Source organism: Roseovarius sp. SK2 (genome assembly GCF_028807495.1).
In the GTDB taxonomy this organism is placed as follows: Bacteria; Pseudomonadota; Alphaproteobacteria; order Rhodobacterales; family Rhodobacteraceae; genus Roseovarius; species Roseovarius confluentis.
This window is the reverse complement of sequence record NZ_JARAMK010000006.1, coordinates 72,802-95,438: the sequence shown is the minus strand read 5'-3', so window position 1 is coordinate 95,438 and position 22,637 is coordinate 72,802. Positions and strand designations below refer to the sequence as shown.

General features: G+C 63.1%; 23 protein-coding genes. 18 read left to right on the top strand and 5 right to left on the bottom strand.

Annotation, left to right across the window (positions count from 1 at the left end; genetic code table 11):
* Positions 1 to 221: 221 nt before the first annotated feature.
* The 11 genes from PVV74_RS12985 to PVV74_RS12935 are packed head-to-tail and all read left to right on the top strand — an operon-like array spanning position 222 to position 9,805.
* Positions 222 to 524, top strand: coding sequence for an STAS domain-containing protein (locus PVV74_RS12985; protein WP_170067250.1), 303 nt, complete (start codon positions 222 to 224; stop codon positions 522 to 524).
* Complete coding sequence (locus PVV74_RS12980; protein ID WP_103764416.1) at positions 521 to 883, top strand: response regulator; 363 nt, start codon at positions 521 to 523, stop codon at positions 881 to 883. The genes PVV74_RS12985 and PVV74_RS12980 overlap by 4 nt, the downstream gene beginning before the upstream one ends.
* Before the next feature lie 15 nt (positions 884 to 898).
* On the top strand, positions 899 to 3,091 hold the full coding sequence (locus PVV74_RS12975) for a chemotaxis protein CheA (RefSeq protein ID WP_274593480.1): 2,193 nt from the start codon (positions 899 to 901) through the stop codon (positions 3,089 to 3,091).
* On the top strand, positions 3,084 to 3,554 hold the full coding sequence (locus PVV74_RS12970; RefSeq protein WP_103764418.1) for a chemotaxis protein CheW: 471 nt from the start codon (positions 3,084 to 3,086) through the stop codon (positions 3,552 to 3,554). The genes PVV74_RS12975 and PVV74_RS12970 overlap by 8 nt, the downstream gene beginning before the upstream one ends.
* A complete protein-coding gene (locus PVV74_RS12965; protein ID WP_274593479.1) occupies positions 3,551 to 4,531 on the top strand; it encodes a CheR family methyltransferase in 981 nt (326 codons plus the stop codon). Before PVV74_RS12970 ends, PVV74_RS12965 begins: the two co-directional genes overlap by 4 nt.
* A complete protein-coding gene (locus PVV74_RS12960; protein WP_274593478.1) occupies positions 4,528 to 4,914 on the top strand; it encodes a response regulator in 387 nt (128 codons plus the stop codon). The genes PVV74_RS12965 and PVV74_RS12960 overlap by 4 nt, the downstream gene beginning before the upstream one ends.
* 33 nt (positions 4,915 to 4,947) lie before the next feature.
* Complete coding sequence (locus PVV74_RS12955; protein WP_274593477.1) at positions 4,948 to 5,298, top strand: hypothetical protein; 351 nt, start codon at positions 4,948 to 4,950, stop codon at positions 5,296 to 5,298.
* Between the two features lie 47 nt (positions 5,299 to 5,345).
* Complete coding sequence (locus tag PVV74_RS12950) at positions 5,346 to 6,563, top strand: hypothetical protein (RefSeq protein ID WP_274593476.1); 1,218 nt, start codon at positions 5,346 to 5,348, stop codon at positions 6,561 to 6,563.
* Between the two features lie 40 nt (positions 6,564 to 6,603).
* Positions 6,604 to 7,215: a PDC sensor domain-containing protein gene (locus PVV74_RS12945; protein WP_146050067.1), complete on the top strand. Its 612-nt coding sequence runs from the start codon at positions 6,604 to 6,606 to the stop codon at positions 7,213 to 7,215.
* Positions 7,216 to 7,240: 25 nt separating this feature from the next.
* On the top strand, positions 7,241 to 9,163 hold the full coding sequence (locus tag PVV74_RS12940) for a methyl-accepting chemotaxis protein (protein ID WP_274593475.1): 1,923 nt from the start codon (positions 7,241 to 7,243) through the stop codon (positions 9,161 to 9,163).
* Between the two features lie 36 nt (positions 9,164 to 9,199).
* Positions 9,200 to 9,805: a chemotaxis protein CheD gene (locus PVV74_RS12935; protein ID WP_103764425.1), complete on the top strand. Its 606-nt coding sequence runs from the start codon at positions 9,200 to 9,202 to the stop codon at positions 9,803 to 9,805.
* A gap of 576 nt (positions 9,806 to 10,381) precedes the next feature.
* Here PVV74_RS12935 and PVV74_RS12930 read toward each other — a convergent pair.
* Entirely contained in the window at positions 10,382 to 10,522 is a 141-nt protein-coding gene (locus tag PVV74_RS12930; protein ID WP_274593474.1) for a PAS domain S-box protein, read from the bottom strand.
* A gap of 377 nt (positions 10,523 to 10,899) precedes the next feature.
* Here PVV74_RS12930 and PVV74_RS12925 point away from each other — a divergent pair, with 377 nt between their 5' ends.
* On the top strand, positions 10,900 to 11,817 hold the full coding sequence (locus tag PVV74_RS12925; RefSeq protein WP_274593473.1) for a diacylglycerol/lipid kinase family protein: 918 nt from the start codon (positions 10,900 to 10,902) through the stop codon (positions 11,815 to 11,817).
* The gene (locus tag PVV74_RS12920; RefSeq protein ID WP_103764428.1) at positions 11,814 to 12,623 is read left to right on the top strand and encodes a metallophosphoesterase family protein; all 810 of its coding nucleotides are present in this window, start codon (positions 11,814 to 11,816) and stop codon (positions 12,621 to 12,623) included. The genes PVV74_RS12925 and PVV74_RS12920 overlap by 4 nt, the downstream gene beginning before the upstream one ends.
* 328 nt (positions 12,624 to 12,951) lie before the next feature.
* Here PVV74_RS12920 and PVV74_RS12915 read toward each other — a convergent pair whose 3' ends face one another.
* Positions 12,952 to 15,210: an adenosylcobalamin-dependent ribonucleoside-diphosphate reductase gene (locus PVV74_RS12915; RefSeq protein WP_103764882.1), complete on the bottom strand. Its 2,259-nt coding sequence runs from the start codon at positions 15,208 to 15,210 to the stop codon at positions 12,952 to 12,954.
* Positions 15,211 to 15,481: 271 nt separating this feature from the next.
* Here PVV74_RS12915 and PVV74_RS12910 point away from each other — a divergent pair, with 271 nt between their 5' ends.
* From PVV74_RS12910 to PVV74_RS12900, 3 genes are all read left to right on the top strand, one after another.
* Positions 15,482 to 15,907, top strand: a complete 426-nt coding sequence (locus tag PVV74_RS12910; RefSeq protein WP_274593578.1) for a DUF1489 family protein — start codon at positions 15,482 to 15,484, stop codon at positions 15,905 to 15,907.
* 317 nt (positions 15,908 to 16,224) lie between these two features.
* A complete protein-coding gene (locus PVV74_RS12905; protein WP_274593472.1) occupies positions 16,225 to 16,824 on the top strand; it encodes an outer membrane protein in 600 nt (199 codons plus the stop codon).
* 330 nt (positions 16,825 to 17,154) lie between these two features.
* Complete coding sequence (locus PVV74_RS12900; protein ID WP_274593471.1) at positions 17,155 to 17,751, top strand: outer membrane protein; 597 nt, start codon at positions 17,155 to 17,157, stop codon at positions 17,749 to 17,751.
* Between the two features lie 245 nt (positions 17,752 to 17,996).
* Here PVV74_RS12900 and arsC read toward each other — a convergent pair whose 3' ends face one another.
* From arsC to PVV74_RS12885, 3 genes are read right to left on the bottom strand one after another with little or no spacing between them, the layout of a single operon-like run.
* On the bottom strand, positions 17,997 to 18,344 hold the full coding sequence (gene arsC, locus PVV74_RS12895; RefSeq protein WP_103764879.1) for an arsenate reductase (glutaredoxin): 348 nt from the start codon (positions 18,342 to 18,344) through the stop codon (positions 17,997 to 17,999).
* Positions 18,335 to 19,393: a quinone-dependent dihydroorotate dehydrogenase gene (locus PVV74_RS12890; protein ID WP_274593470.1), complete on the bottom strand. Its 1,059-nt coding sequence runs from the start codon at positions 19,391 to 19,393 to the stop codon at positions 18,335 to 18,337. The genes arsC and PVV74_RS12890 overlap by 10 nt, the downstream gene beginning before the upstream one ends.
* Positions 19,390 to 19,728, bottom strand: coding sequence for a DUF952 domain-containing protein (locus PVV74_RS12885; RefSeq protein ID WP_103764889.1), 339 nt, complete (start codon positions 19,726 to 19,728; stop codon positions 19,390 to 19,392). Before PVV74_RS12885 ends, PVV74_RS12890 begins: the two co-directional genes overlap by 4 nt.
* 101 nt (positions 19,729 to 19,829) lie before the next feature.
* Between PVV74_RS12885 and PVV74_RS12880 the strand changes: the two genes are divergently transcribed.
* Together PVV74_RS12880 and PVV74_RS12875 are read left to right on the top strand one after the other, a co-directional pair.
* Entirely contained in the window at positions 19,830 to 21,389 is a 1,560-nt protein-coding gene (locus PVV74_RS12880) for a bifunctional metallophosphatase/5'-nucleotidase (RefSeq protein ID WP_274593469.1), read from the top strand.
* Positions 21,390 to 21,445: 56 nt separating this feature from the next.
* The gene (locus PVV74_RS12875; RefSeq protein ID WP_274593468.1) at positions 21,446 to 22,633 is read left to right on the top strand and encodes a class I SAM-dependent methyltransferase; all 1,188 of its coding nucleotides are present in this window, start codon (positions 21,446 to 21,448) and stop codon (positions 22,631 to 22,633) included.
* The last annotated feature ends 4 nt before the right edge of the window (positions 22,634 to 22,637 follow it).

The window sequence follows — 22,637 nt, the reverse complement described above, 5'->3', positions numbered from 1 at the left end:
GGCGCGGGGTTAAACCACGCCCGGCGCCCAAGGCCAAGCCCCCGCGGCACGCGCGCACTGCGCGCCCCGATGCGGTACGGCCCGACTCGCGCCGTTCTCCCTTATGCAGAACGGCCGGCCCGGGTTTTCTCCGGAAAACAATCGGTTGCCGCTTAACGCCATTTTAAGCCGGCCCTCCTAGCATCCGGCCAGTAACGCATATGCAGTGTGAAGGGCCCCGCATGACAGAACCAGACACTCCAGCCGATGACGCGCCGCTTGACCTTCCCGAGCGCATGGATTTCGCCGCCTGTGAAACCCTGGCGGCCAGCCTCGATGACCGCCGCGGCGCGCGTCTTTGTCTTCACGCCGGCAATGTCGGCTTTCTCGGCGCCCTTGCGGCCGAGATTCTGCTGCGCGCCCGGCAGGAATGGCAGGCCGACGGCACCGCGTTCGACCTGATCGACCCGTCGCCCGATTTTCTCAAGGGGCTGGCTCTTCTCGGCATCCCCAGAAACGCCCTGGTTCAAGAGGACATCGCATGACCCGCATTCTGGCAGTCGACGATTCGCGCACGATGCGCAGCATGTTGCAACAGGCCCTGGCCGGCGCCGGGTTCGAGGTCGAACTCGCCGAGGATGGTGTTGACGGACTCGAACGTCTCGAAACTGCCGATCCCGACCTGATCATTACCGACATCAACATGCCGCGGCTCGACGGGTTCGGCTTCATCGACGGGGTGCGCAAGGGCGATCGGGTCTCGACCGTGCCGATCCTGGTGCTGACCACCGAAAGCGGCGACGCGCTCAAGCAACGGGCGCGCGACGCCGGCGCCACCGGCTGGATCGTCAAGCCGTTCGACGAGGAGAAACTCGTTCAGATCATCCAGCGTCTCGTCGTCTGAGGAAGGGATAAAGACATGAACGACCTCAACCAGATGTTCTTTCAGGAATGCGACGACCTGCTCGAACAGCTCTCCTCCGGCCTGAACGACCTCGAGGCGGGCGCAGGCGACGAGGAAACCGTCAACAGCATGTTCCGCGCCGTCCATTCGATGAAGGGCGGCGCCGGGGCCTTCGGCCTGGATCAACTCGTCTCCTTCGCCCACGCGTTCGAGAACGTGCTCGACGACATACGCAGCCAAAGGCTGCTGGTGGGCGACAATGTCGTCAACCTCCTGCTGACCGCCAGCGATCACCTCGCCGATCTCGTCGAGGCCGCCAGCCAGGGCACCGAACTGCCGCCCGAACAGGGCGCGTCAATCCTCAGCGACCTCAAACATGTCAGCAATGCCGCCAACGGCACATCCGGCGACGAGCAAGAGACCGTTGAAGAGGTCGACGAAGCCGATTTTCAACCGACGTTCCTCGCGATCGATGGCGACCTGCCCTCGCTCGACGACATGGCGGCCCCCGAGGCGGACGCGCCGGTAACGATCCGGTTCAAGGCCTCGCAACAGCTCTTTGCCAACGGTCACGATCCCGCGATCCTGTTCCGCAGCCTCGAAACGCTCGGCACGCTAGAAATCGAGGCCGATCTCTCCGCGCTCACGCCCCTTCGCGACGGCCCCTGGTCGGACCCCGCGCTCAGCTGGACGCTGACTTTCACCGCCGACGATTCCGTCGACGAGGCCGCCATTCGCGAGGTCTTCGAATTCGTCGAAGGACTGTGCGAACTCGAGATTTCCGCAGCCGCGACCGGCCCTGGCGGCCTGCCGCCCCTGCCCGCGCCGTCCGATATCCAGCTGTCCCCCGACGCCATGGCCCAAGACACGGGCACGGCATCTGCAGTCGCGCAACCCACCGGCGACGCTCCGGCGCCCGACCAATCCGATGCAGCGGCGCCCGCCACCAGCGCCCCCCCGGCCGCGTCCCGCCCCGCCAGTTCCCGCACCAGCACGATCCGCGTCGACCTGGACAGGGTCGACCGGCTGATCAACCTCGTGGGCGAGCTTGTCATTGCCGAGGCGATGTTGCGCCAGTCGATGGACGAAATGCCCAGCTCCGCCAACAGCGGCGTGGACGAGGCCATGAGCCAGCTCAAGACGCTTTCGGGGGCGATCCAGGAAAGCGTCATGGCGATCCGCGCGCAGCCCGTGCGAAGTCTGTTTCAGCGCATGTCGCGCATCGTCCGCGAAACCGCGCGCGAGGCCGGAAAATCGGCGCGGCTCGTCACGGTCGGTGACGCCACCGAGGTCGACAAGACGGTCACCGAACGCCTGGTCGAACCCCTGACCCATATGATCCGCAATGCCATCGACCATGGGCTTGAAACGCCCGAGGCGCGGCGCGACGTCGGCAAGGACGAGCGCGGCACCGTCACGCTCGAGGCCAGCCACCGCTCGGGCCGCGTTGTCATCGTCATCAAGGATGACGGTGCCGGCATCAACCGCGAGAAAGTACGCCAGATCGCCATCGACAAGGGCCTCATTCGCCCCGAGGACGACCTCAGCGACGGCGATATCGACAACCTGCTCTTTCGCCCCGGTTTCTCGACTGCGGGAGAGATTTCCAACCTGTCGGGCCGCGGCGTCGGCATGGATGTGGTGCGAAACGAGATCCAATCCCTGGGCGGCCGCGTCAGCCTGCAATCGCTCCCCGGTCGCGGCACCTCGGTGACCGTGTCCCTGCCGCTGACCCTCGCCGTTCTCGAAGGCATGGTCGTCAAGGTCGCCGACCAATCCCTGATCGTGCCAACCTTGCCCCTGCGAGAGATGCTGCAACCCGGCCAGGCCAAGGTGCACACGCTTTGCGACGGCGACAACGTGCTGGCTCTGAACGGCGAGATGGTCCCGATCAAGGATCTCGGCGCCGCGCTCGGCTTTCGCTCCACCCCCATGTGCCTCGGAAGCCAATCCCTTCTGCTGATCGAGGGCGAGTCCGGTCACCGTTACGCTCTCGCCGTCGACGGAATCGCCGAACAGCGGGAGGTCGTGATCAAGGGGCTTGAACAGAACTACCAGAAAATCCCCGGAATCGCGGCGGCAACGATCCTCGGTGACGGGAAAATTGCGCTTATCGTCGACACCGACCAGATGATCGCCCCCCCGGGCCAGGGCGGATGGGTCGACCGCGCCTGGCCAGATGCCACAGGAGACGCCCATCATGCATGACACCGAAACCGAAACCAGGGCCGCCAACCGGGTCGAGATCGTGTGCTTCACTGTCGAGGACCAAGATTTCAGCATCGAGATCTCCCATGTGCTCGAGATCCGCGGCTGGACAAGCACCACCACGCTGCCCCACGCACCGGCCTTCGTCGTCGGCATGATGAACCTGCGCGGTACGGTCCTGCCGGTGGTCGACCTCTCGCTGCGACTAGGCTTCGGCAAGACCGAACCGGGCAAACGTCACGTCATCATCATCGCCCAGATCGACGACAAGATCGTCGGCTTCCTTGTTGACGCGGTCTCCGACATCATCACTGTCGACGAGGCCGAGATGCAGGCCACACCCGATGTCTCCTCTTCCCGAACCCAGGCGTTCATCCGCGGTGTCCACTCCCTTGATGACAAGCTCGTGCGCGCGATCGACGTTCGCGAAGTCCTGCCACAAGAGGCCCCGCTGAGCGCATGAACGACCAACCGCATTCGGCGGCACCGCCCCTGATCAGCTCGCATGAGTTCGCCACCGTCGCCGACCTGATCAAGCGCATGACCGGCATCCATATCAGTAGCAACAAGCGGGCCATGGTTTCAGGTCGTCTGGCCAAGCGGCTCAAGGCGCTGGGGATCAGCTCTGTCGACGCCTATTGCGACTGGCTGCAACGACCCGGCAACGCCGCTGAGCAAGACGCGTTCATTTCTGCGCTGACCACCAACATGACCCGTTTCAACCGAGAGGATCGTCACTTCACACACCTCACCGACCATATCCTGCCCGGCCTTGCCGCCGCAGCACGGTCTGGACGGCGCGTGCGACTGTGGTCTGCCGCGTGCTCCACCGGAGAAGAAGCCTATGACCTTGCTTTCCGCGTGCTCGATGCCTGCCCCGAGGCCGCGCGGCTCGACATACGCATACTGGCCACCGATATCGACAAGACTGCGCTCGGAACCGCCCGCGCCGGCGTCTACCCCGCCGCCAGCCTGTCCGATCTGCCACACGGCTTCGCCGACTGCCATCTTGAGCGCGGCAAAGGTGCTGGCAACATGGTGCGCGTGGCGGACGCACCGCGCGATCTTGTGACCTTCAGATGTCTGAACCTCAACGGCGACTGGCCGTTCAATGGCGCTTTCGACGTCATCATGTGCCGCAATGTCACGATCTACTTCGACGAGGACACGCAAGTCCGCCTGTGGCGGCGTCTCGCCGACCGGATTGCCCCCGGCGGTGCGCTCTATGTTGGCCATTCAGAACTGCTGCCAGAGGCGATCGCCATACGCTTTACGCAGCAGGAGCGTGGCGCTTTCTGCCTGCCGCCCGACGCTCCGCCAAAGGCGGCTTCCATCACCCGACACGACACTGCGGTCACACCCGCGCCACCGCATACCGAACTGACTAACCTGACCCCGGCTGACGCCCATCGTCCAGACAACAACGGAGGCCTCGGATGAGCCTGAGAGACAAACTGCATATTCTCGTCGTCGATGACATGTCCACCAGCCGTGGCCTGCTGACCCAGGCGCTCGACGAACTCGGCATCAAGAATTATCGCACCGAGGCCGACGGTCACACCGCGTGGAGCAGCCTTGCCTCCAAGCCCGTGCACCTTGTGATCTCCGATTTCAACATGCCGCGCATGGACGGTCTGCAACTGCTCGAGGCAATCCGCTCGCACCGCGCCACCGCCCGGACTGGCTTCATCTTGGTCACCGGCCGGGCCGACAAGGAAATCATCGAGCGCGGCACCCGGCTCGGCATGAACAATTACCTCAAGAAGCCGTTCGAGACCGCGCAACTCAAGGCCTGCATCGAGAAGGTCGTAGGCCGGCTTTGACCCGCCGCACCCGTCAACAACCAGGAGCTTTCCGTGACGCCGCGCCCCACCTCCCGCATTCTCGACATTCTCGCCGAAGAGACCGACGACCTCGCGGCGATCGCGCAACGCCTCGATGCGCTGATCCCTGAAATGGTCGCGCACCTGCCCGCAGACGGCACGGCACATCTGCGTGACCTGCAGCGGGTCGACGCGCTCTGGCAGCACCTACGTGATATTTCGCGGGTCCTGAAAACCATCGCGGGCCTGGTCGAAGGCGAAGCGCGCGTCGACATCTCTCTCCTGCTCGAGCAGGTCCGCCTCGACTACTTCCGGCATCGCTTGCTGGATGACCCGGTGAAACCCCATCTCGGGCTCGGCGACGGCCAGCCGATCCTCTTCTGAAACCATGGCGGCGCTCGACGCGCACGCCCCTGAAAGGACTTCTCGCGATGCAACAAACGGCGACCGCAACCGATCTCACGCCGCCTCCGGAGACAGAGGTCGACTATCCCTCGGAACAGCTTCTTGCCTCGGCGACCGACACCCGCGGCGTTATCGCTTACGCCAACCAGGAATTCTGCAATGTCGCCCACATGTCCAGGGACTATCTCACTGGCGCACCGCACAAGGTCGTGCGCCATCCCGAAATGCCCCGCGGTATCTTTCACCTCATGTGGGAGCGGCTTCACGCCGGGCTTCCGGTCTGCACCTACGTCAAGAATTCTACCGGCGACGGCCGCTTCTACTGGGTCTTCGCCACCATCACGCCGACGCGCGACGGCTTTCTTTCGGTCCGGATCAAGCCGCGCTCGGACTTCTTCGCGTTGACCCGCGAGATTTACACCGCCATGCTCGCCGAGGAGGCCCGCGGCCTGCCGCCCGACAAGAGCGCCGAGTGGTTTCTGGACCGGCTTGCCGAACAGGGTCACTCCAGTTTCAGCGCTTTCTCCGACGCCGCCCTCACCGCCGAGTACTCCCTGCGAGAGGACATCGACCGGTCGGCGGATTCCGAACTGCTAAGAATTGCCCAACTGGCCGAAATGTTGAACGAATCCGACAAGCTCGTTCAACAAATCATCAACATATTCCAACAGGTTCGCGGCGAACCTATCAACCTGCGCATTCTCTCCGGCCGGCTGGAGGGGGCGGGCGTGGCGATCGGTACGATCTCCAAGAATTACGAGACAATGTCCGCTGACATGTACCAGATGATCGAGCGCCTGCGCTGCGACGATACCGGCTTGCTGGTACGTATGCGCGGCGCCCTTGTTCACGCCCACAGCGCCGCGCAGATCGCCGACCTGATGGACCTGACAGCGCGCCAGTCGGCAGCGAAACACGATGCGGTGAGCCGAAATCAGGACGGCCGCGAAATCCTTCATGCCCAAGCCGAAAAGCTATCTGAAATCAGCCGCGCTGCCGTCGCCGAGGTGGCGGCACTGGGCAAACTCATTCCGGATGTCTGCCGCCAGCTGCGCCGCCGCATCAACGGCCTCGATCTGGTCAAGCTGCTCTGCCGGGTCGAAAGCGGCCGGATGAGCGAAGTTGACAGCGGCCTTGTCGGTATCATTCACCGTCTGGAAGAGGCCCATCACCAGACCGACCGACACCTCGCCGCGCTCTCCGCCACCGCATTCAAGATTGATGCCACTTCAAAAGCACTGTGATCCGCCGGGGTTCAGAGGATCTTAAATCTTATGCACGATCATGCCGGTCGAACCTGACCATTTCCAACCACCGGAGATATTCATGAAACACACACTCACCACTCTTGCCGCGGCGATGCTTGCCGTCACCGGCGCCCATGCTGCCGGCGAATACGACGGCGCCCTGACCGACCTCGCGAAAGGCACGATCGCCGATTGGGTCGCCGATCCCGTCGTCCTTGGCGCCGTGCGGGCCCAGAACGTCTCGACATCCACCCTGACCGAGCATGAGATCATCGCGCTTGACGCGACCTGGCGCCAGCAGGTCGTCTCGGGTGGCGACCTGATCGACACCGTATTGTCGAACGCGCTTTCGGCTCATCTCAAAGACATCCATATGCAGGGCGCCGGGCGTTACACCGAAATTTTTATTACCGATATCCGCGGTCTCAATGTCGGCCAGAGCGGCGTCACCTCCGATTACTGGCAAGGAGATGAGGCGAAGTGGCAGGTGCCGCATGACACTTCCGGCATCCATATCGGCGAGATCGAATTCGACGAATCCACTCAATCCTACCAAAGCCATGTCAGCGTTCCGATCATGGACGACGGCAGCTTCGTCGGCGTGATCACCGTCGGCGTCAACGTCGAAATGCTCGCCACCGCAAACTGACCCTTCCACCAAACGGGAGCCCGTGATGACAACGACCGCACCAACCACCGATACCGGTCCCGGCCGGATCCCCGCCGCCCTGTCGGCGCTCAGCATCCGATCGAAACTCGCGGTCGCCGTTGCCATCGGCTTCCTCCTCACCTTCGGGGTCTGCTTTGCATTGCTCAGCAAAAACCTGAACTCCATGAGCCTCGAAGAACAAGCCGCGGACCAGGCGGATTTCGCCGCGATGCTCTCCAATCAGATGCGCGGTCCGATGCAGTTCAAGGATGGCGCCCGCCTGGCGGATATCTACGCGACGGCCACAGAAAGTGACGAATCTCTCATCGCGGTCGAGATCCTGCACGGCTCGGGCGAACAGTTGGCCGTCTATAACGCGCGCAATGCCCCACCTGCGCTTCTGCCGCAGGCGCTGAAAGAGTCTTTGGAAACCAAGACCGTCACCCAGATTCTAAGCGGTGAGATCGACATCGTCGCCGTGCCGGTCTTCGCCAAGGACGGAGTGACCGTTCTGGGCGTCGCGGGCTTCGCCTGGGACAACGGCATTTTTCTCGCCGCCCAGAACACAAAGATCCTGCAAATCCTCGGCCTAAGTGCCGTTGTGGCCGTGGCTGGACTTGTAGCGATCTTCCTCGCGATCTCGCACCTGGTAACCGGCCCGATCAAGGCGCTCAGCAATGCCATGAAGGCAGTTGCCGACCACGATTACACCACCGAGATCCCCGGCGCCCGCCGCGGGGACGAGATCGGCACCATGGCACAAGGCCTCGAAGGGTTCCGCGACACTCTACTGCGTGACGAAACCGAAGCCCGGGAGCGGCAGGAACGGACAGCGATGCGGCAAAAGCTGCTGCACCACCTGGGCGAACGTATGTCGCTGCTCGCCTCCGGTCAGACCGATTGCATGATCAAGACGGCCGATTTCGATGGGCTCGATACGGATCACATCGAAATCTGCGACAATTATAACGACGTCGTCTCGAACTTGCGCAGCATGCTGTCCACCATCGTCTCCACCGCCGAAAGCGTCCGCACCAGCTCTCAGGAGATCTCCGAAGTCGCGGAGGACCAGTCGAAGCGCTCCGAGGCCCAGGCCGCGACTCTCGAGGAATCCGCCGCCGCCATTGAAGAGCTGAACAACAGTGTGCAGATGACCGCCACCCTTGCGGTCGACGCCAACGAACGGATTGCCGACAATAAGAAGCGCGCCGCGACCGGCGGCGCGGTCGTCGAACGCACGGTCAAGGCGATGCGCGACATCGAGGATTCCTCTCAGCAGATCACCGCGATCATCGGTGTGATCGACGACATCGCGTTTCAGACCAACCTTCTTGCCCTAAACGCGGGCGTCGAGGCTGCACGTGCGGGCGACTCTGGCCGTGGCTTTGCCGTCGTCGCCTCCGAGGTGCGGGCACTGGCCCAGCGCGCCTCGGATTCCGCAAACGAAATCAAGGAACTGATCACGCGCTCCAGCGAGCATGTCACCGAAGGCAGCGGGCTTGCCAATCAGGCCGGGTCGGCCTTGAGCGACATCATTGACGGCGTCAACCATGTTTCGGACCTGGTGTCGCGCATCGCCACCGGCTCCAGCGAACAGGCGACCAACCTCGCCGAGATCAAGGATAGCGTGACCGAGCTAGACAAGGTGACGCAGCAGAACGCAGCCGTGATCGAGGAGTCCTCCGCTGCCAGCCGCAGCCTGAGTCACGAGGCACGGCGCATGTCCGAGATTCTGCGCCAGTTCAACCTCGACGAGCTGCATGACTCGGGTGCCGATACCGCGCCCCCGCTTCGCGCGGCACAGGCCACGACCGGCTGGGAAGACGAAATCGCCCGAGCGGAAACGCGAGACGCCGCGCCGGCCCAAACGGGCATCGCCGCCAACGCAACCGTGCCTGCCGCCAGTTCGGTCGCGGTAAACGGCCAGGAAGACTGGCATGATTTCTGATCGCGCCCCCGCCACTACGCGGCACCAGGAGGCAGCATGACACATATCGGCAACCGCAACAGAGCTCGGCCGAACCCGGCCGGTCCGAACGGCCAGGCTCCGGGCTCGATCGAGGGTGCTGTCTTCATACCGCTGTTCCAGGGCGAGACCCGGATCTCGGACCGACACGACGAGATCATGACCACGATTCTCGGTTCGTGTATCGCCACGTGCATGTGGGACGCGGTGGCTGGCGTGGGCGGCATGAACCACTTCCTGTTGCCGGGCGCGACCAGCGATCGTGGCGACAACATGCGCTATGGCGTGAATGCCATGGAGCTCCTGGTCAACGGCCTTCTTAAAAAGGGTGCCGACCGCCGGCGCCTCGAGGTCAAGTTGTTCGGCGGTGCCAAGATGTTCGAAGGAGGCGCCGAGATCGGCGCCAAGAATGCCACCTTCGCCAAATGGTACATGGAGAACGAAGGCTTCACCGTGACCGGTGGCTGTCTGGGCGGCACCCGGGGGCGCAAGATACGGTTCTGGCCTGTCTCGGGCCGCGTCCAGCAAAGCTTCATGTCGAACATGAGCGATCCAGCCGTCCCGGTACCAGCGCGTCCGAAACGTGACGACGGTGCGTCACAGGGCGATATACAGCTTTTCTGATCTCTCGCCGGCCGCGCAGCCCCGGCCAAGTTTTTTCAACATGCGGACTTGCCCGAGATTGCATTCTGATCGTGCCGGGGCTGCCTTCACAGGCGTGATCCGGCCTGGTCCATCGTGATCCGCTCCACCGGGCACCCGAACGCCATTTCTTCGCAGGCAAACTGACCCACGCTTTCGTGACGGCAAATCAGAGCCGCTTTCCACTGCATCTATGACATATGAAAGCGCACTGCTCATCGCGAAGCGCGCCTCCACAGCCTAATTGCCGCTTATGCTTGAAAATAGACCTTCGGTTTTTGAATCGGAAACCGCGGCATAGCGGTGAAAGCGTCGCACAAACGATCGATATCGGCCACGCCCCAGGGCGCGACCTCCTGTTCCAGATTGCCGTCGCTGAGGTCGCTCAGCGCCGTTGCAATCCGCTCTATCCCGGTGCGGCGCGGTGATGTCTGTGGCGACCTTGATCACCGCCTCGACATTGCCATCGGCATCGAAAATCGGCGCATAGGTTCCACTGATCCACACTGCTTTGCCTGCGCTGCCCAGAAGCTGCGATAGGCCTCGCTGCGGGCAAAGTCAGTCCGGTGTCACGAACATCGAATGGTGCTGTCCGACCACCTGGTCCAGTGCATAGCCCATCGTGCCAAGAAAATTCTCGTTCGCGTGCAGGATATTTCCGTCACGTGTGAACCGGATCGTCGCTTGGGTCGGATCCACGGCCGACGCCAACGCAGTCGCGAGGTCTGCGTGACCTTGCGATTTCCCGCGCTTATTCCTGCTGCCGAACACCGGTCGCTCCTTTTTCAGATCAGATTATCGAGCACAATAACGACCGTGGCTTCTCAATTGCTTTCCGTGACTACTCCTTACGCGCGTACCCGTCGCGGCCCGGGTCACCGCCTGATCCGGCGCGTCGCTTGCGCATGTCTCCGTACTGCTGACACCCGCGGACCAGGAAATTCATCCGGATAGCCGCCGCGCAGACGTTCCTGCTCTGCCAGGGGAACAGATACCGTCCGTTCGCCGTTGAGCCTGCTGAAGCCGCGACGAAACGCATGGCAAGAACCAAGAACCCAAGGCTCGCGAAAGCTGACATGTCCCACATAGTGATCCTGAACACCGACTCCGGAAAGGGCGACAACAATCCGGGGGCCGATACGATCCAGTCACTGTTCGACGCTCATGGAACGCCCGTGACGATCGTGCCTGTTACAAGCGGCGATGACATCGCTGCGAAAGTCGCCAAGACCATAGAGACGCCCGGGATCGAATGCGTCGTGGCAGCAGGCGGCGACGGAACCATCTGTGCCGTCGCGGGGGCGCTTGCGGACAGCGGCATTGACCTTGGTGTTCTTCCGCTCGGCACGTTCAACTATTTCGCACGCCGCCTCGGCGTTCCCGAGAACGCCGAACAGGCGATCGACGCAATCTGCAGCGGGCATCGCGCGCCGATCAGCCTTGGCTGTGTCAACGGGCGTGTCTTCATCAACAACGCAAGCATCGGGCTGTACCCCACCATCCTGAAACAGCGAGAGAGCATTTATCGACGTTGGGGACGGTCGCGACTGGCCGCCTACTGGTCCGTTCTCGTGGCGATGGTCACGGTCTACCGGCCCCTGACGATGCGCATCGAGGTTGACGGCACGTTGCAAAGCGCAAAGGCTCCCACGGTGTTTGTCGCGATGAGTGCATATCAGCTGGATGAATTCGGAATAGAAGGGGCTGACGCGGTCAGAAACGGCAAGTTCGCAATATTGCTCGCGCCCGATGTTGGCCGCTTCATGCTGATCTGGAAGGCCTTTCTCGTTGCTCTGCGCGACTTGCAGAAAGGCCGGGATTTCACATTGTTCACCGGCGAGCATGCAACTGTCGAGACCAGAAGATCCGCCAGGGACGTCGCCCTGGACGGAGAGCGCCAGCGCATGACGGGACCGTTCAATTTCAGCATCCTGAAAGACGCCATTCATGTGCGCTTGCCCGCCGCCCCGGCGCAGGAAGATGCGGCAGAATGATCCGCCTTGTCCAGATCAGTGACCTGCATTTCGGTCGCGAGGACCCTGACCTTCTGCATCCGCTTCGGGCTGCGATACAGAACGCCGACCCGGATCTCGTCGTGATGGCCGGCGATTTCGTCCAGCGCGCCCGTGCGTCGCAGTTCCGGCCGGCGGCCGACTTCATGAATTCGCTCAGTCGGCCCTGGGTGGGGGTTCCGGGCAACCACGATATCCCGCTCTACAACCTTCTGCTGCGGGCCGTGGACCCGTTTCGCAGATACCGGCGCTGGATTTGCAAAGACCTCGATCCCACCGTCGATCTTGGAGACGTGAAGGTGGTGGGGTTGAACACCACCGATCGGTGGGCACACCAGCGGGGCCGCGTCAGCGAACGCGACGTTCACAGGGTGGGTGACGCCATTTCCTCTCATAAGGGCGGCCTGACAGTGATCGCGGCCCATCATCCGTTTCACCACACGCCCGACATCGAGAAGAACCTGATGGTCGGCGCGTCCAAGGCGTTGGAGCATTGGGCCCAATGCGGGCCCCACGTCATCATGTCGGGCCACCTTCACCAGTGGCTCGTCGAACCTTTCGTGCGCCGCAAGGGCGCGGACATGACACTGCAACTGCACTGCGGCACCGGCCTTTCGACACGACGGCGCGGGCACCCGAACGATTTCGCCGTGCTCGATTGCGGTGCTGCAGAGGTCACGGTGACACGGATGGTGGCCGAAGACAGAGAATTTCGGCGCTCCGCGCGCACCCGGTACTTGGTCGGTAACCACGGGTGGGAAAGACAGGGGACACAAATCGAGCGATGAGTGAAGCCGGCCCGACGTCGGACACCACGCCCTCAAATGCGACATCCGAGGCTTCGGTCGGCGTGGGACGCCAACGAGGCCAGCCTATGCAGGATGCTGACGTCAAACGCCACGGACCACCGTTGACCATGCGGATACCAGCGTGTGCGACACAACAGGTTCTTTTGGTCGCTAAGGGCCCGGATCTGCTGTTCGGCATGCCGCCAAAGTTTGACTGCTTTCAGTCCATCTCCTCAAGGACATTGTAGGTATGCCGTCAATCGCGAGACTTTTTCCTTAATCTCCCAAATTTGGGGAAAAGGAGATCAGAACACAACACCCTATAGCATCACGCGCACTTCGAGTGCCCGCAGGACGCACAGGTCAGGCACCCTTCGACCTTGCGCATGTCATAGCTGCCACAAGACGGGCAGGCCGGGCCGCGCGGCGCGTCCAGATTAACCACATTGGCCGTCGGATCTTCCTTCAGGCCCAGGCCCTCGCCTTCGAGAAAGCCGATATTGATCATGTGGTTCTCCAGCACGCCACCGATCGCGGCCAGCATCGAGGGGATATACTTCCCGTTCATCCATGCGCCGCCGCGCGGGTCGAAAACCGCCTTCAGCTCCTCGACCACGAAAGACACGTCGCCGCCCCGTCGGAACACCGCGCTGATCATCCGCGTCAGCGCCACGGTCCAGGCGAAATGCTCCATGTTCTTGGAGTTGATGAACACCTCGAAGGGCCGCCGCCGCCCTTCCAGCACGATATCGTTCACCGTCACGTAAATCGCGTGGCTGCTGTCCGGCCATTTCAGCTTGTACGTCGCGCCTTCCAACTCTGTCGGCCGATCCAGCGGCTCGGACATGTAAACCACCTCGCCGCCCTCCACCGGCATCGGCACCTTTTCTTCCGACTCCACGCTCAGCACGCTGCCGGTGATGTCGTTGGGCCGGTACGTCGTGCACCCCTTGCAGCCCGTATCCCAGGCCTGCATGTAGACTTCCTTGAACGCCTCGAACCCGATATCGGCGGGCACGTTGATCGTCTTGGAAATGCTGCTGTCGACCCATTTCTGCGCCGCCGCCTGCATCTTGACATGCGCCTGCGGCTCCAGCGTCTGGGCATTGACGAAATAGTCCGGCAATTCCCTGTCGCCGAACCGCTCGCGCCACATCTGCACGGCGTAATCCACCACCTCTTCCTCGGTGCGGCTGCCATCCTTCTGCAACACCTTGCGGGTATAGGAATAGGCAAAGACCGGCTCGATCCCGCTACTGACGTTGCCGGCATAAAGGCTGATCGTACCCGTGGGCGCGACACTGGTCAGCAACGCATTGCGGATGCCATGTTCGGCGACCGCCGCACGCACATCCTCGTCCATCGCCTGCATCATGCCACTCTGCAAATAGGGCTCCGCCTCGAACAGCGGAAACGCTCCCTTCTCCCTTGCCAGTTCCACGGACGCCAGGTAAGCCGCCCGCGCAATCGCCTTCATCCAGGCCTCGCACTGCGCCGCCGCTTCGTCGTCGCCATAGCGCAACCCGCACATCAAGAGCGCATCGGCCAGCCCCGTGACCCCCAGCCCGATCCGCCGCTTGGCCTGCGCCTCGGCGCGCTGCTCGGGCAGAGGAAATTTCGACACGTCCACAACGTTGTCCATCATCCGCACCGCGGTCGCGACCAGATCGGCCAGCGCGTCCGCGTCTATCCCTGCACCCTCCTCGAACGGTTCCGTCACCAGCCGCGCCAGGTTGATCGACCCCAACAGACACGCACCATACGGCGGCAACGGCTGCTCGCCACAGGGGTTGGTCGCTGCGATCGTCTCGGCGTAATGCAGGTTGTTGGCGGTGTTGATCCGGTCGATGAAGATCACGCCCGGCTCGGCAAAATCATAGGTCGCCTGCATGATCCGGTTCCACAGGTGCCGCGCCTCGACCGTCTTATAAACCTTGTCGCCAAAGACCAGTTCCCACGGTCCGTCCGCTTTCACGGCCTCCATGAAATCATCCGTCACCAGCACGGAAAGGTTGAACATCCGCAGCCGCGCCGCGTCGCTCTTCACCGCGATGAAATCCTCGATATCCGGATGATCGCACCGCATCGTCGCCATCATCGCGCCGCGCCGGCTACCGGCACTCATGATCGTGCGGCACATCGCATCCCACACATCCATGAAGCTCAGCGGCCCGCTGGCATCCGCCGCCACTCCTTCGACCAACGCGCCTTTGGGCCGGATGGTCGAGAAATCGTACCCGATCCCGCCCCCCTGCTGCATGGTCAGCGCCGCCTCGCGCAGCCCTTCGAATATCCCGCTCATGCTGTCGGGGATCGTCCCCATCACGAAACAATTGAACAGCGTCACCGCCCGGCCCGTCCCGGCCCCCGCCGTGATCCGACCGGCGGGCAGGAACCTGAAGTCCTCCAGCGCGTGATAGAACCGCTCCTCCCACGCATCGGGCTCGGCCTCGGCCTGCGCCACCGCCCGCGCAATCCGGCGCCAGCTGTCTTCCACCGTACCATCCACCGGCGTGCCGTCCGCCTCTTTAAGGCGATATTTCATATCCCAGATAGCCTCGGCGATGGGGGCAGCGAATCGAGTCATGGCAGCACACTTATGGTAGAGGAACAGACCGAAGACACTACAGATTGCGCTCGCCTCGGTCAATCCGGCCATGCCGCACAATCCCCCGACCACCGCCTTTTTCTTGCTCCATACACTCCGGGGGTCTGGGGGCAGCGCCCCCAGGGCCTGCGTGGCCCGAACGCAACTGAAACTGCGTGCCAGGGGCACCCCACAAGGTCGCATCCGCTTGAAATCCCCCGCCCCGGCCATAGGATATGGGTCGGTAGAAATGGGGGCAGTCTTGGCAGACCTGAAAATACATCTCGTCAAGCTTTCGGTCGGCACGGAAACCGTCGAGAGCCTTATCGCCTGGCAATCCAGCAAACAGGCGCATGGCCCCGACGGCCTGCCCCGCCACGTCACCCGCATGTGGCCCCGGCGCGAGGCCGAGCTGCTCGAGGGCGGCTCGATCTACTGGGTGATCCAGGGACTGATCCAGTGCCGCCAGCGCATCCTGCGCCTCGACGAGGTGATCCGCGCCGACGGCATCCGCCGCTGCGGCATCGTGCTGGAGCCGCAGATCATCCGCACCACCACCGCCCGCAAGCGCCCGTTCCAGGGCTGGCGCTACCTGTCCCCCACTGACGCGCCGGCCGACCTGCCTGAAAACCGCCAGGACGAAGACGCGCTGCCTGCGGATCTCAGCGCCGCGTTGGCCGATATCGGCGTGCTCTGACCGCGCCGTCTTGGCGCGCCTGCACGACGCATGACCAAAGGCGCCCTGCACAGGCGCACACCCACTTGATCGTTTGCAAACCAAACACCTCGAAACAGGCAAATTTCCGCGCTGAAGTATTGAAAAACGGGACGTATTCAGCGGCTTTCCGCCTGAAACCCGTCCCGTTTCAAGCGCCGCGCCGCCACTCACGCGCAGGTGATCCTGCGTGTGCCGGCCCCCCCCTTGCGGCGCGCCCGGCGCGAACCATATCAGCCCAACACAGCGCCAAGAAGACGCGCTGCGGAACGAAACAGACATGCCGAAAGGACAGCATGATGAAACGAGCAACACCGATCCTCGCGGCCGCCCTCGCCGTTGGCGCCGCCCCCGCATTTGCAGGCAACACGTCGGCCCCGGTCGACGACACGATCGTTGCCGCGCCGCAACCCGCACCTGCGCCGACCAATAATTTCGGCCCCAACTGGACCGGCGCCTATGGCGGTGTCCAACTTGGCTACGGTGACGTCGACACGAACGTGTCGGGCAATGACGATGGCGTGATCGGCGGTCTGACCGCGGGTTACGACTATGATCTCGGCAATTTCGTGGTCGGTGGCGGCCTTGACTATGACTTCGCCGATATCGGCGTGGCCAACAACGCGGCGACGCTGGAAAACGTGTTCCGCGCCAAGGTCCGCGGCGGCTACAAGCTGGGTGATGGCCTGCTTTATGCCACCGGCGGTTACGCCCAGGCCGACACCGACAACCTCGGCAGCGACGATGGCTATTTCATCGGCGGCGGCTACGAGCACATGATCACCCAGAACTTCTCTATGGGTGGCGAACTGCTCTATCACGAGTTCGACGATTACAACAACACCGCGGTCGACGTCGAAGCGACGACCCTGCAAGTTCGCGGCACCTACCGCTTCTAGTTCCGACTGCCAGGGCGTTTCCGCATGCTGGCGACGGACGAACGGAAAACCAAGGCCCGGGCGCGCAATTTGCCTGCCCGGGCCTAACCTTTTGTAGCGTTTCAGGCCTCCAAAAGTTCCAATCACAAAACCGCGAGAGCAGAATAAAGCGGATTCCCGCTCAAGGTGTATCCCGCGCGCATCGCCTTTGGGAATTAGTCTCCGCAAATCCCGTCTTTCAGGTACAATCCCTTGCACAGGCGGGGCATCAGACCATATGCCCAGCACAACGGCGCATCTGCAACCTTGCCGCGTCTTAATGTAAGTAAATGGTCCTGAAAGGATAAGAACATGAAACGAGCAACGCCCCTTCTCGCGGCCGCCTTCGCGCTTGGTGCCGCGCCCGCATTCGCCGGCAACCTGACGCCGGTGGAGGACGACGTCGTCACCCCGCCGCCGCCGGCGCCGGTCGCAACGACCCCGAACTGGACCGGCCTCTATGGCGGTGCGCAGTTGGGTTACAACAACCTCGATTCCAACATCTCCGGCGGCGACGATGCCGTGATCGGCGGTCTTTTCGTCGGCTACGACTACGACTTCGGCAACTTCGTGCTGGGCAGCAGCCTCGACTACGACTTCACCGACGCCGAAATCTCGACCGCGCCCAATCCGCAGGTCGACCTCGAGAACATCTTCCGCGCCAAGCTGCGCGCCGGCTACAAGCTGGGCAATGGCCTGATCTACGGCACCGGCGGCTACGCCAAGGCGTTCACGGACAACCTGGGCGACGATGACGGCTACTTCGTCGGCGCAGGCTATGAGACGATGGTCACCGACAGCTTCTCGCTCGGCGGGGAACTGCTCTACCACGAGTTCGACAATTTCAACGGCTCCAATGCCGATGTCGAGCCGACCACGGTTCAACTGCGCGGCACGTTCCGCTTCTGATCCGAGACATTGGGTCTTGCCGCCCGGTGCACCGGGCGGGCTCTGTCACAGGCGGGTTCCCGAAATGCCGGGGACCCGCTTTTTTCGTACTGGATGTCCGGTACACGGGATGCGGGCACCGCGCGGTCTCTTCATTTCTGGGTCTCCGACCACGGCACCGTCGCGATACCACTCGAATACCGACGCGATACCGACGCGGTTTTCGGGCTTTCGTCCGGATTAACGATCGAGTCGAAATACGCCGGCTACAGGATGTCCAGAACCGCTTCGGGTGGTCGTCCGATGGCGGCCTTGTCCCCGGCGAACACGATGGGCCGCTCGATCAGGATCGGATGCGCCGCCATGGCCGCCAGCAGCGCCGCATCGTCGCTGTCCTTGCCCAGGCCCAGCTCGCGATACATCGTTTCCTTGTTTCGGATCAACGCGCTAGCTGTCATGCCCAAGGCCGACAGCGCCGCCCGCAGCTCCACCTCATCCGGCGCATCCTCCAGGTAGCGCCGCACCTTCGGTGCGATCCCGCGCTCTTCCAGCAGGGCCAGCGTCTGCCGTGATTTCGAACAGCGCGGATTGTGCCATATCTCGATCACAGCCATGCCTCCCGCCCCGTGCCAACCGCATCGCTCACGTTGGAAAATCCCTTTTCTTCCAAAAGCTTGTCCAGGTCTCGCGCAATCCGTTCAACAAGGCCGATGCCCTCGAAAACCATCGCCGAATAGAGCTGCACCGCGCTTGCCCCGGCCCGGATCTTTTCCAGCGCCTGTTCGGCACTTCCGACCCCGCCTACGCCAATTAACGGCATCGTCCCCCCGGTCAGCTGCGCCATCCGCGCCAACACCCGTGTCGACCGCTCGAACAGCGGCGCCCCGGACAGCCCGCCCGCCTGCTCTCTCATCGGGCTTTGCAGCCCGTCCCGGTTGAGCGTGGTGTTCGTCGCAATGATCGCCGCAACGCCGCCCGCCTGAGCGACGTCTGCCAGCTCTGACATCTCCAAGTCACTGAGATCAGGCGAGATTTTCAAAAAGATCGGGATCGGTTTTTCCAGCCAGTTCCGAGCCTCCATCACGCCTTTCAGCAGCGCCGCCAGCGCCTCTGCCCCTTGCAGGTCGCGCAGCTTTTCGGTGTTGGGGCTCGAGACATTCACGGTCGCGAAATCAAGGTACGGCCCGCAGCGCGACAGTACCCTGGCAAAATCCTCGGCCCGGTCCGCGCTGTCCTTGTTGGCGCCAAGATTCAGCCCGATCACCGCGTCCCTGGGACGCGTCGCCAGCCTTTGCACCACGTCCTCCATCCCGTTGTTGTTAAAGCCGAAACGGTTAATCACGGCCCGATCGCCTGTCAGCCGGAACAGCCGTGGCTTCGGGTTGCCCGCCTGCGCCTTCGGCGTCACCGCGCCGGCCTCGATGAACCCGAAACCAGCTCTCGACAGAGCGGACAACGCCACCGCGTTCTTGTCGAACCCCGCCGCCAGCCCGATCGGATTGGCCAGCCGAAGACCCGCCACCTCACAGCGCAATCGGCCCGAGGTAACCAGCCCCGGCAACGGCACCAGCCCCGCACGCAACGCCTGCAAGGCAAGGCCATGCGCCCGCTCCGGCTCCAGCCGGTGCATCAGGCCAAGGCCAATCCTGTCGCTAAGTCTCATACCGCGCCGACCGGGAACTGATGCACCCCGTCAACCAACGGCAGCGGCTGTGCCCAGACGACATCGTCCAGTCGCAAAACTCTGTAAAGATGTGGGAATTTCTCGCCGCCGCGCGACACCTCCCATGCCAGGTCATCGCCCAGCCGGTCAGTTTCCACCGCCACCAGAAAAAGGTCCTCTGCCCCCTCGAAATGCTTCGCCGCCGTTTCAGGCGCCTGCATCGGCGTCGAGAAATGGATGTAGCCATCCGCCAAGTCCACGGGCGCGCCGCGCGTTTCCTCTTCGGACCGCAGCGCGGCCCACTCCTCTGCCCGGAAGATCTTGTAAATCAGCATGCCTTGGTGATGCCCCGCCACACGCGCTTGGTCAAGAGGATTGCCTTTGACGCATCGCGCGACATCCTGCAATCTTTGCGCATTCGTTAGGAGGCACATCCATGAGAGTCATTGCCCTTACCCTTTCCGGCCTGTTGACGGCCACTGCGGCACAGGCCGACTACACGCTCAACATATTGCACACGAACGATTTTCACGCCCGGTTCGAACCGATCAGCAAGTACAATTCGACCTGCGCGCCCGAAGATAACGATGCCGGCGAATGCTTCGGCGGTTCCGCGCGTCTCGCCACGGCCATCGAAGAGGCCCGCGCCGACGCCCCGAACCCGGTGCTGGTCGATGGCGGAGATCAGTTCCAGGGAACGCTTTTCTACAACTATTACAAGGGCAAGCTGGCCGCCGAAATGATGAACCGGCTGGGCTATGACGCGATGACCGTGGGCAACCACGAGTTCGACGACGGCCCCGAGGTGTTGCGCGGTTTCATGGACGCCGTCGAGTTTCCCGTGCTGATGTCCAACGCCGATACCAGCCGCGAACCCCTGCTTGCCGACGTCATCCGGAAATCAACCGTTATCGAGCGTGACGGCGAGAAGATCGGCCTGATCGGCCTGACCCCGCAGGACACAGACGAACTGGCCAGCCCGGGACCCAACATCATCTTCACCCCACCCGCCGATGCCGTACAGCACGAGGTCGACAAGCTGACCGAACAGGGCGTCGACAAGATCATCGTGCTGTCGCATTCCGGCTACGGGGTGGATCAGCACGTGGCCGAAACCACCACCGGCGTCGATGTCATCGTCGGCGGGCATTCCAACACCTACCTCTCCAACAACGACCCCGACGCCGCCGGCCCCTACCCCACGATGGTGGGTGACACGGCCATCGTGCAGGCCTATGCCTACGGCAAGTTCCTGGGCCGTCTCGACGTTGTTTTCAACGACGCGGGCGAGGTCACCTCCGCCACAGGCAATCCGCTGATCATGGACGCCGCCGTGGCCGAGGATGCAGAGATCGTCTCGCGCATCCAGGAGGCCGCAAAGCCCCTCGACGAAATCCGCAACAAGGTCGTCGCCGAGGCGGCGGACGCCATCAGCGGTGACCGCGACGCCTGCCGCGCGGGCGAATGCGCCATGGGCAATGCCGTGGCCGAGGCGATGCTGGCCCGCGTCGCGGACCAGGGCGTCGAGATCGCGCTGATGAACGGCGGCGGCGTGCGCGCGTCGATTGACGCAGGCCCGATCACGATGGGCGAAGTGCTGACCGTGCTGCCCTTCCAGAACACGCTTTCCACCTTCCGCATCGACGGCGCCACGCTGAAAGAGGCGCTGGAAAACGGCGTGAGCCAATTCGGCGAAGGCGCGGGGCGCTTTCCTCAAGTGGCCGGGATGACTTTCGTGTTCGACTCCTCCGCCGAGGTCGGCAGCCGTATCACCGAGGTAACCGTCGGGGGCGAACCTCTTGATCCCGAACGCGATTATCTGGCCGTTTCGAACGACTACCTGCGCAATGGTGGCGACGGCTATTCCATGCTGCGCGATGCCACCGATGCCTATGATTTCGGGCCGGACGTGGCCGAAGTTCTGGCCGAATACCTTGCGCAGAACTCACCTTACACGCCCAAGACCGACGGGCGCATTCGCCAGGCCGGTCAATAGACCTCACCCCGCCGCTTCGGCTTTGCAATCCGGGCGGCGCGCGGCATAAAGGCACCATGAACACGGTGCGCGACCAGTACGAGGCCTTTCCCTATCCCGAGCGGGATCCGCGGGACGAGAAAAAGCGCCTGATCCTCGGGTCGCCTTCTCTGCCGCAGGAGATCGACCATTACGTCTTCGGCGGTCAGCGCGACTGGTCGCAGCCGCTGCGCATCCTCGTGGCGGGTGGCGGCACCGGCGATGGCCTCATTCAGCTGACCGCCCTTCTCAGCCAGTACGGCAAGCCCTACAAGGCCACCTATATCGACCTCTCCACCGCATCGCGGAAAGTGGCCGAGGCGCGGGCAAAGACGCGCGGACTGAAGAACATCACCTTTGTCACCGGCAGCCTGCTCGACGCCCCAGATCATGGCCCGTTTGACTATATCGACTGCTGCGGCGTGCTGCACCACCTGCCCGACCCAGATGCCGGGTTCAGCGCCCTGCGCGCCGCACTCGCCCCCGGCGGCGGCATGGGCTTCATGGTCTACGCACCCTATGGCCGGTCCGGCGTCTATCCCTTGCAGGAAGCATTCGCCGCGCTCTACGGCGACACACCACCGAAAGACCGGCTCAAGTCTGCAAAGCATATCGTCGACAGTCTGCCCGAAGGCCATCCGTTCAGGTCCAACCCCAATCTCAACGATCACAAGAGCGGCGATGCGGGCTTTTACGACCTGCTCTTGCACAGCACCGACCGCGCCTATGACGTGCAGGCGCTGGCCGACACGCTCGACGGCACCGGCTGGTCCTTCGCGGGCTTCACCGTCCCAATCCTCTATGACCTCGCCCGTCTGGCCCCCGTCCCCGACGGAATGAGCCCTGTACAGGCGATGGCCGTGGCCGAGAAACTGAACGGCACGATCCGCACGCACACCGGCTATGCCACCGACACGCCGCGCGCGCCGGCCACAGGCAAGACCCGCACGCTGGTGCCACACATCAAGGGCCTGCAAGCCGCGCAACTGGCCCGCGCCGTGGCACAGGGGCAAGCACCCGCGCTCGACACGGACGGCATCAAGGGCAAGCTCGCCCTGCCGAAACAGGCCGCGCCTGTGATTGCCGCCATCGACGGGCGCCGCAATCTGCAACAGATAGCCGCGCAGACCGGTATCGACCCGATCAGCTTCGGCGGGCTCTGGACCAAGGTCGAGAAGGCCCTCCTGCCCTGGGGCTTGCTGGTCTACTCGAACGTGCTGAGGTAATCCC